This is a genomic window from Streptomyces sp. NBRC 110611 (genome assembly GCF_001590865.1).
Taxonomy (GTDB): domain Bacteria; phylum Actinomycetota; class Actinomycetes; order Streptomycetales; family Streptomycetaceae; genus Streptomyces.
On sequence record NZ_BBUY01000006.1, the window covers coordinates 60,579 to 68,093 of the forward strand.

The 7,515-nt window shown below is 75.4% G+C and carries 4 protein-coding genes; all 4 read left to right on the plus strand.

Annotated features, from left to right (window positions below):
• The first annotated feature begins 93 nt into the window (after positions 1-93).
• Positions 94-2,250, plus strand: a complete 2,157-nt coding sequence (locus tag AZE13_RS15895; RefSeq protein WP_066931546.1) for a 2Fe-2S iron-sulfur cluster-binding protein — start codon at positions 94-96, stop codon at positions 2,248-2,250.
• Positions 2,247-4,577, plus strand: coding sequence for a xanthine dehydrogenase family protein molybdopterin-binding subunit (locus AZE13_RS15900; RefSeq protein ID WP_066931548.1), 2,331 nt, complete (start codon positions 2,247-2,249; stop codon positions 4,575-4,577). The genes AZE13_RS15895 and AZE13_RS15900 overlap by 4 nt, the downstream gene beginning before the upstream one ends.
• A gap of 79 nt (positions 4,578-4,656) precedes the next feature.
• Complete coding sequence (locus AZE13_RS15905) at positions 4,657-5,955, plus strand: lanthionine synthetase LanC family protein (protein WP_066931550.1); 1,299 nt, start codon at positions 4,657-4,659, stop codon at positions 5,953-5,955.
• A 105-nt stretch (positions 5,956-6,060) separates the two neighbouring features.
• Entirely contained in the window at positions 6,061-7,512 is a 1,452-nt protein-coding gene (locus AZE13_RS15910) for an MFS transporter (protein ID WP_066931552.1), read from the plus strand.
• The last annotated feature ends 3 nt before the right edge of the window (positions 7,513-7,515 follow it).

Here is a 7,515-nt window from a genome sequence, read left to right on the forward strand (position 1 = left end):
GCGTGAGGGGCCCCTGGCCGGAGGCCGGGGGAGGATCAACAGGAGGTGCGCGCCCCGCGCATGCGAGGGCGAGCGGAGCGAGGGGTTCCCGGCATGAGTGACGCGGACAGCCGTCATCCGCAGCAGCAGCCCGCCGACCAGGGCTGGCAGCCGCTGCCGCAGGGCGGTGAGTACGAGCAGGAGGCGACGGCCTTCGTCCAGCTCCCCGAGGGCTTCACCACCGGGGTCTACGGCGGCCGGGCACCCGACCGCGCCCCGGGCGCCGACCCGCTCGCCGCGCCCGGCCACGGCTACACCCCGCCCGCCTCCTTCACCCCGCAACCCCCCGCCCCCCCGGTGGCCGGCACCGACCCGGCGGCCACCGGTCAGTGGACGATGCCGTTCGCGGACCCCTCGGCCGGCTACGCCGACCCGTCCGCCGGCTACGCCGCCCCCACGTCCGCCCACACGGACGGTACGGCTCACCATGACCCGTCCACGGGCTATCAGGGGGGCGCGCCCGGGGGTGCGCAGCCCTGGGGCGGCGGCGCCCCGGTGCAGTGGCCCGAGGCGGGCGGCCCGCAGACGGGTGCTCCGTATCCGGGCGGCGGGACGTGGTCGGTTCCGGCGGCGGCCGACGACGGACTGGAGGAGTCCGGCGAGTACCGCGTCGGCGGCTACCAGGACGGCGGTTACCCGCACGCCGGCGCGTACCGCGGCGCGGACGCCGGTACGTCCGACGGCACGGACCCGGACGCCGCCGCCCGCACCGGACACTGGAACTTCACCACCGGCCTGAGCGCCACGCACCTGCGCGAGACGCGCTCCACGGAGCCGCAGGAGGCCTCGCGGGGCGCGGCGGACGAGGTCCCGTTCGGCGCCCCCGCGGACGGCTCGTACGCGCCGGAGAGCGGCTTCCCGGGACGCGGCACGGCACCCGTCGAGGACCACCGCCCGGCGCCCGCCCCGGAACCGGCCCCGGGCGGCCCGGACGCCATGGCCGGCGGCGCGACCGGACACTGGTCGCTGCCGGCCGACGCGCTTGCCCAGTGGCCGCCGGCCACCGAGACGGCGCGGCCCGCGCACGACGGGGCGTCGGACGTACCCGCCCCGGCCGGCGCGGCCGGCTGGACGGCTGCGCCGGCGCCGACGGCCCCGGTGAACCCGACGGCCCCGATCGCCGACGGTGAACGCCTCCCGGATTCCGCCGAATTGCCCCCTTCCGGCGAGTTCACCGCGCCCGACGAGGCCGAGCAGACCGAGGCCGAAGCCGAGGTCGAGGCCGAAGACGCCGCGGACGCCTCGTCGGCGGATACCCCGGCAACCCCGGACACGCCGGACACCCCGCAGCCGGACACCCGCCCGGAAGCCGTCGTACCGGCCGAGTCCGCGCCCGAGTCCGCGCCCGAGACGGCCCCCGGCGAGCTCGCGGACCACGACGACGGAACCGACGGAACCGACGGAACCGACGGCAGCACGGATCGCGCCGAGACGGCCGAGGCGGCGGAGGCGGCCGAAGGAGCCGAAGCCACCGGCGCCACCGAGGGTGACGACGGCACGGACCCCCTCAGCACGGACACCCTCAACAAGGGCGCCGAAGCCCCCGCCGCCCCCCACGGCGAACACCACGAACACAACGAACACCCCGCCGCCTCCTACGTCCTGCGCGTGAACGGCATCGACCGCCCGGTCACCGATGCCTGGATCGGCGAATCGCTGCTCTACGTGCTGCGCGAACGCCTGGGCCTGGCCGGGGCCAAGGACGGCTGTTCGCAGGGCGAGTGCGGCGCCTGCTCCGTCCAGGTGGACGGGCGGCTGGTGGCGTCGTGCCTGGTGCCCGCCGCGACCGCCGCGGGCAGCGAGGTCCGTACGGTCGAGGGCCTCGCACGCAACGGCGCCCCCTCCGACGTCCAGTGCGCCCTCGCCGCCTCCGGTGCCGTGCAGTGCGGCTTCTGCGTACCGGGGATGGCGATGACCGTGCACGACCTCCTGGAGGGCAACCCCGCCCCCAGCGAGCTGGAGACCCGCAAAGCGCTGTGCGGCAACCTCTGCCGCTGCTCCGGCTACCGGGGCGTGCTGGACGCCGTCGAAGAGGTCGTCAAGGCCCGTGCGGAGGCCGCCGAGGCAGCCGAGGCCGCCCCGTCCGCGGAGGACGGACCGGCCGTGGCGCCCCCGCCGGACACCGCCCGTATTCCCCACCAGGCAGGCCCCGCCGACCCCATGGGCCGTGCCCCGCACGACCAGGATCCGCACACCGGAGGCACCGCATGACGTCCGATGGCGCAGCCGCCGTCACCGCGACCCCCGCGGCGGGCGTCCCGATCCCGCCCGTCGAGCCGCCGCCGCACGGGCTGGGCGTCTCGCTGCCGCCCGCCGACGCCGCGGCGAAGACCGAGGGCACCTTCCCGTACGCCGCCGACCTGTGGGCCGAGGGGCTGCTGTGGGCCGCCGTACTGCGCTCGCCGCACCCGCGCGCCCGGATCCGGTCCGTCGACACCCGGCACGCCCTGGAGATGCCCGGAGTCCGCGCCGTCGTCACCCACGACGACGTCCCCGGGGACGCGGGCCACGGCCGGGGCACCGCCGACCGCCCGGTCTTCGCCAAGGACGAGGTCCGCCACCACGGCGAGCCGATCGCCGCGGTGGCCGCCGACCACCCCGACACGGCACGGCTGGCCGCCGCCGCCATCGCCGTCGAGTACGAGGTGCTGGACGCCGTCACCGACCCCCAACTGGCCTTCGAGGCCGAGCCGTTGCACCCGGACGGGAACCTCATCCGGCACATCCCGCTCCGCTTCGGTGACGCCGACGCCGTGGGCGAGGTGATGGTCGAGGGGCTCTACCGGATCGGCCGCCAGGACCCGGCGCCCATCGGGGCCGAGGCCGGGCTCGCGGTACCGCGCCCGGACGGCGGCGTGGAGATCTACACCGCCTCCACGGACCCGCACACCGACCGCGATCTGGCCGCCGCCTCCTTCGGCCTGGAACCGGACCAGGTCAAGGTCGTGGTGACCGGCGTGCCCGGCGCCACCGCCGACCGCGAGGACCCCGGCATCCAGCTGTCGCTGGGCCTGCTGGCGCTGCGTACCGGCTGCCCCGTCAAACTCGCCGCCACCCGCGAGGAGTCCTTCCTCGCGCACACCCACCGCCACCCCACGCTGCTGCGCTACCGCCACCACGCGGACGCCGACGGCAAGCTGGTCAAGGTGGAGGCGCAGATCCTCATGGACGCCGGGGCCTACGCCGACACCTCCGCCGACGCGCTCGCCGCCGCGGTCTCCTTCTCCTGCGGCCCGTACGTCGTCCCGCACGCGGTCGTCGACGGCTGGGCGGTGCGCACCAACAATCCGCCCTCCGGCCACGTACGGGGCGAGGGCGCCCTGCAGGTCTGCGCCGCCTACGAGGGCCAGATGGACAGACTGGCCGCCCGCCTGGGCCTGGAGCCCGACGAGATCCGGATGCGGAACGTCATGGCCACCGGCGATCTGCTCCCCACGGGGCAGACGGTGACCTGCCCCGCCCCCGTGGCCGAACTCCTGCACGCCGTACGGGAAGCGCCGCTGCCCGAGCTGCCCAAGGACGCCCCCGAAGCGGAGTGGCTGCTGCCGGGCGGCCCCGAGGGCGCGGGCGAACCGGGCGCGGTGCGCCGCGGCGTCGGCTATGCGCTGGGGATGGTGCACATGCTCGGCGCGGAGGGCGCCGACGAGGTCTCCACCGCCACCGTCAAGGTCAGCGGCTCGGTCGCCACCGTCATCTGCGCGGCCGTCGAGACGGGTTCGGGCTTCTCCACCCTGGCGCGGCAGATCGTCCAGGAGACCCTCGGGGTCGACGAGGTGCACGTCGCCGGGGTCGACACCGACCAGCCCCCGGCCGGTCCGGCCTGCCACGGACGCCACACCTGGGTCTCCGGCGGCGCCGTCGAGCGCGCCGCGAAGATGGTCCGTACCCAGCTCCTCCAACCCCTGGCCGCCAAGTTCGGCATGTCCACCGAGCTCCTCCAGATCAGCGACGGCAAGATCACCTCGTACGACGGCGTGCTCAGCACCACCGTCGCCGAGGCCCTGGACGGCAAGGAGCTCTGGGCCACCGCCCAGTGCCGCCCGCACCCCACCGAGCCGCTCGACGACAGCGGCCAGGGCGACGCCTTCGTCGGCCTCGCGTTCTGCGCCATCCGCTGCGTCGCCGACGTGGACATCGAACTGGGCGCCGTCCGGGTCGTCGACATGACCGTCGCGCAGGACGTCGGCCGGGTCCTCAACCCGCGCCAGCTGCGGGCCCGTATCGAGGCCGGCGTCACCCAGGGCCTGGGTGCCGCCCTGATGGAGAACCTGCGCACCACCCGTGGCCAGGTCCGCCAACCCGACCTGACCGGCTACGCGCTGCCGACCGCGCTCGACGCCCCCGACATCCGCATCGTGAAGCTGATCGAGGACCGCGACGTGGTCGCCCCCTTCGGCGCCAAGCCGGCCAGCGCGGTCCCCGTGGTCACCTCCCCGGCCGCCGTGGCCTCCGCCGTCCGCGCCGCCACCGGCCGCCCCATCGGCCGCCTCCCCATCCGCCCCCAGGCCGCCGTGGCCCAGGTGCTGCAACAGCAGTAGGCCTGCCCGGACGGCACGGAACGAGACGGGAACCGGCCCCGCCGCGATGGCCTTCCGTCATGTACGGAACAATGGGGCCATGACGGCACCGGAAGCCACGGTCGTGGCGGTCGACGAGGTCGAGGCACTCGCGGTGGACGGGCTGCGGTGGCTGACCGACGCAGCGCGGGAAACCTCCGGAGGAGGCCTCGCCTGGACGACCAGTCCCTCGGACGACGAGCCCGACCCCATGCTCTACAGCGGTACGGCCGGGAACATCCCCGTGCTCCTGGAGGCGTGGCGGCACTTCGGCGACGACTCCTACGCCGACACCGCCCTGCGCGCGGCCCGCAGCCTCGCCGACACCGTCGACGGCATCGACGACGACTCCCTCTACTTCGGCCGCACCGGAATGGCGCTCGTCCTGCGGACCCTGCACGAAGAACTCGGCGCCCCGGCCGCCGGCGCCGCCGCCGACCGCGCGTGGGAGCGTGTGCGGTCACGCTTCGACGGCACCCGCTGGGGCGAACTGTTCGAGCTGATGGGCGGCAACGCGGGGATCGGCCTCGGGGCGCTCCTGGTTGGCGACGCCGAACTGGCCGTCCTCGCCCTGGAGCCGTACCTGCGGACGGCGGAGCAGACTTCGGCGGGCGTCCACTGGGCCCATCGCGCGGGTGTCGGCTCCCGCCTGCACCATGTGTCCCACGGCACGCTCGGCATCGTCCTGGCGCTCGCCCGGGTCGGCGGGGCCACCGGCCGCGCGGACCTGGTCGAGCTGGCGCTGGCCGGTGCCGCGGACGTCGTGGCGCGTGACGAAGCGGGGCCGGAGGGCTTCCTGGTGCGGCACTCCAGCCCTCAGTACCGCCCCGATGTGACCCCGCCCGTCAGCTACGGCTGGTGCCACGGCCCGGCCGGTGACGCCCAGGCCTTCCGGCTGCTGCGGGACATCACGGGCGACCCCGTCTGGCCCGCCCTCGCCGACCGCTGCTGGCACACGGTCACCCGCTCCGGCCTGCCCGAGCGGCTGCGCCCCGGCTTCTGGGACAACAACGGCCGCTGCTGCGGCACCGCGGGCGTCCTCGCCCTGGCCTGCGACCGGATCGCCGAACAGCAGGACCCGTACGACTTCGCCCAGGTCCTCGTCGCGGATCTCGTCGCCCGCGCGACCCGGGACGAGGACGGCGCGCGCTGGTCCAACGTCGATCACCGGGCCACCCCGGGCGACCTCGAACCGCGCACCGGCTGGGCGATGGGCAACGCCGGAATCGTCCGCGAACTCCTGCGCTTCGTACGGCTGAGCTGCGGGGGCGACCCCCGGTACGCGTTCGCCTGGCCGGACCAGCCTGCGGTGCCCGCCCAGCCGGCGATCCGCCGCAGCGGTACCGACGCCGTGTCGTGACGGACGCGCCGACGTACGGGGGACCCGCGACGTAGGACCGACGGCCGACCCGGACCCCGCCCTCCGACAGGGGCACACCGGCCGTACGGCCCTTACGCTGGGCTGATGACCGCTGACCAGCCCGCCCTCTCCACCCCGTCGCTCGACGACGACGGCGAGCCTGCCGCCGACGGCGTCCTGTCCTCCCCGTACCGTGCGCTGACCTTGGGGATCATCTCCGTCGTCTCCCTCGTCGCCTTCGAGGCCAGCGCCGTGAACACCGCGATGCCGGTCGCCGCCCGGGCCCTGGACGGCATCGGCCTGTACGCGTTCGCCTTCTCCGCCTTCTTCACGGCGAGCCTGTTCGCGATGGCGCTGGCGGGCGAGTGGAGCGACCGGCGCGGCCCGCTCGCGCCGCTGTTCAGCGGGATCGCCGCGTTCGGGGCGGGCCTGCTGATCGCGGGCGGGGCGCAGAGCATGGGCATGTTCGTCGCCGGCCGCGGGGTGCAGGGCATCGGCGGCGGACTGGTGATCGTGTCGCTGTACGTCGTCGTCGGCCGCGCCTACCCCGAGCGGCTGCGGCCCGCGATCATGGCGTCGTTCTCGGCGGCCTGGGTGGTGCCGGTGATCGTCGGCCCGCTGCTCTCCGGGACCGTCACCGAACACCTCGGCTGGCGCTGGGTCTTCCTCGCCATCCCCGTGCTGATACTGCTGCCGCTCGCGGTGATGCTGCCCGCGCTGCGGAAGCTGCCGCGCACCGGGCCGGGGCCGGACGCCGGGGCCCGGCAGGTCCTGGGCAACCGGCGCTGTCTGCTCGCGCTGGCCGTCGCGGTGGGCGCGTGTCTGCTCCAGTACGCGGGCCAGCACCCGGTGTGGTCCGCACTGCTGCCGGCGGCCGCCGGGCTGGCCCTGCTGGGGCCGGGCATCGTCCGGCTCCTGCCCCGCGGCACGTTCCGGGCGGCCCGCGGTCTGCCGACCGTCGTGCTGATGCGCGGCCTGGCCGCCGGGGCACTGGTCGCGGCCGAGAGCTTCATCCCGCTGATGTTGGTCACCCAGCGCGGACTGTCCGCCACCCTCGCCGGCCTCTCCCTCACCGGCGGCGGCCTGACCTGGGCGCTCGGCTCGTACGTACAGAGCCGCCCGCGCCTGGAGCCGTACCGGGAGCGGCTGATGGGCCTGGGCATGGGGCTCCTCGCGACGGCCATCGTCCTGGTGCCGCTGGTCCTGCTCGACGGGGTACCGGTCTGGATCGTCGCGGTGGCCTGGACGATCGGCGGCTTCGGCATGGGCCTGAACATCTCCAGCGGCGGCGTCCTCCTGCTGAAGCTGTCCCGCCCGGAGGAGGCCGGCAGCAACTCCGCGTCCCTGCAGATGTCGGACGCGCTGGGCAATGTCACCTTCGTCGGCCTGAGCGGAGTGCTCTTCGTCGCCTTCGGCGGCGGCTCGATCGCGCACACGACGGGCACGGCAACGGGCGCGAGCCACCCCGCGGCGTTCGTCGCCGTCTTCGCGACGATGGCGGCGGTGGCCGCCGGGGGCGCGTTGGTGGCACCCCGCCTTTCCGCTGCGCTTGGCTGACCT